This window comes from Halanaerobium saccharolyticum, assembly GCF_003259895.1.
Classification (GTDB): domain Bacteria; phylum Bacillota; class Halanaerobiia; order Halanaerobiales; family Halanaerobiaceae; genus Halanaerobium; species Halanaerobium saccharolyticum_A.
The window spans coordinates 1-1,599 of record NZ_QLME01000058.1 but is presented as its reverse complement, the minus strand read 5'-3'; the positions used below and the strand labels follow the sequence as shown (position 1 = coordinate 1,599).

Sequence of the window (1,599 nt, the reverse complement as noted above, 5' to 3'; positions counted from 1 at the left end):
TTATATAGGAAATTATGCTTTTGCAGGAATGTGGATAACTTTGTAGAAGGATAAAAATATTATGAGCCCAAAACAAAGAAGAAATCATATTAAAGTTAAAACAATATTGAATGATCACTGGGAAGAGTTTAAGATAGAACATCTTCCAGGTAGAGTGCCTGCTGATATGTTAAATCATGTAATTGACCAGGTAGAAAAATCAATGGAATGTGGTAACCCAGAAAATGGTTATGCTAAATATAAATGCCTGGACTGTGGTGAAGAGCATATTGTCAGCTTCAGCTGTAAAAGTAGGTTCTGCTCCAGATGTGGTAAAGTCTATGTAGATAAATGGGTAGACAAACAGGTTGATATGATCTTAGATGTTAGCCATAGACACATGGTATTTACCGTTCCAGAAGAATTAAGAGGATATATCTACTGGCAGAGAGATATCATAAAAGAATTAAGTGATAAAGTGGCAGAATTAATTCAGCGATATATAGATAAAAAAGGTAAAATTCATGAATATGAAGCTGGAATAATAACAGTAGTTCATACCTTTGGTCGTGATATGAGCTTTAATCCTCATGTGCATGCGTTAATAGCAGAAGGTGCATTAGATAAATATCATCAGTGGAGTAAAGTAGGATATTTTTCCTATAAATATTTAAGAAAAGCCTGGCAGAAAGTACTTTTAGATATCTTTAAAGAAAGATTTTCTGATGATCAAAAGGTTCAAAATCTAATTAGATATTTCTATAGAAGATACAAAGAAGGTTTTTATGTCAATGCAGAAAGCAGAATGAATAGTGCCCGAGGAGCAGCAAAATACATAGGAAGATATTTAGCCAGACCAGCTATTGCAGAATATAGAATTTTAGAGTATGATGGGAAAAAGGTAAGGTTCTGGTATGAAGATCATAAAACAAAAAAAAGAGTGGAATTAGAGCTATCAGCCATGAAATTCATTGGCAGAATAATAATGCATATTCCACCTAAATATTTTAAGATGACCAGACGATATGGACTCTACAGAAGAGGCTACAACAAAAGAGTAAAAAAGATAGTGGCTCTCTGGAAATACATGAAAAGAAGACAGTTAAGACTAATCACAGAGCAGAAAGTTACTAGATCATTAAGCTGGAGAGAAAGAATGATAAAAAGTTTTGGAAAAGATCCAGTAAGGTGTAAAAACTGTGGTAAAGAGATGGTGTTGTATGAGATCTGGCATCCATTATATGATTTTCTGTATCATATAGAACATACCGATGATAATGGAAGATATATTAAAAGCAATAGTTGGGAGGTTGATCCAAGATATGAAAGAAAAAAACTGGCAAGAAAATATGGAGATCCCATTCCATTCCCCAGAAGAAACAGACAAAGAGTGGTATAAGTTTGAATGTCCCAAGTGTGGGGAAGAAGATGAAGTCCCAGGTTATGTAATAGATGAGTTTGCAATGGGAAAAGATTTGAAAGAAGGAGAAATGCCAGGAGTGGCATGTCCTGAATGTGGTGCGGAAATGAAGTTTAAATACACATTTGAAAGATAAATCCCTACTAAAGAAATATTAATTAACTTCTATAGTAGGGTGGCCGTCAGGCCATTTTGTTCTT

At 34.1% G+C, this 1,599-nt stretch carries 2 protein-coding genes; both read left to right on the top strand.

All coding sequences use genetic code 11. The features are described from left to right. The first annotated feature begins 61 nt into the window (after positions 1-61). Positions 62-1,378 (top strand): IS91 family transposase, encoded by a 1,317-nt coding sequence (locus C7958_RS15480; RefSeq protein ID WP_111573567.1) that lies wholly within the window; start codon positions 62-64, stop codon positions 1,376-1,378. Further along, positions 1,302-1,535 carry a hypothetical protein gene (locus tag C7958_RS15475; protein ID WP_111573566.1) on the top strand — a complete coding sequence of 78 codons (234 nt, stop codon included), beginning with the start codon at positions 1,302-1,304 and terminating at the stop codon, positions 1,533-1,535. Before C7958_RS15480 ends, C7958_RS15475 begins: the two co-directional genes overlap by 77 nt. The last annotated feature ends 64 nt before the right edge of the window (positions 1,536-1,599 follow it).

Bases quoted from the DNA above. Each gene is read 5' to 3' on its own strand.
- C7958_RS15480 (WP_111573567.1), top strand. From the start codon at position 62: ATGAGCCCAAAACAAAGAAGAAATCATATTAAAGTTAAAACAATATTG.
- C7958_RS15475 (WP_111573566.1), top strand. From the start codon at position 1,302: ATGAAAGAAAAAAACTGGCAAGAAAATATGGAGATCCCATTCCATTCC.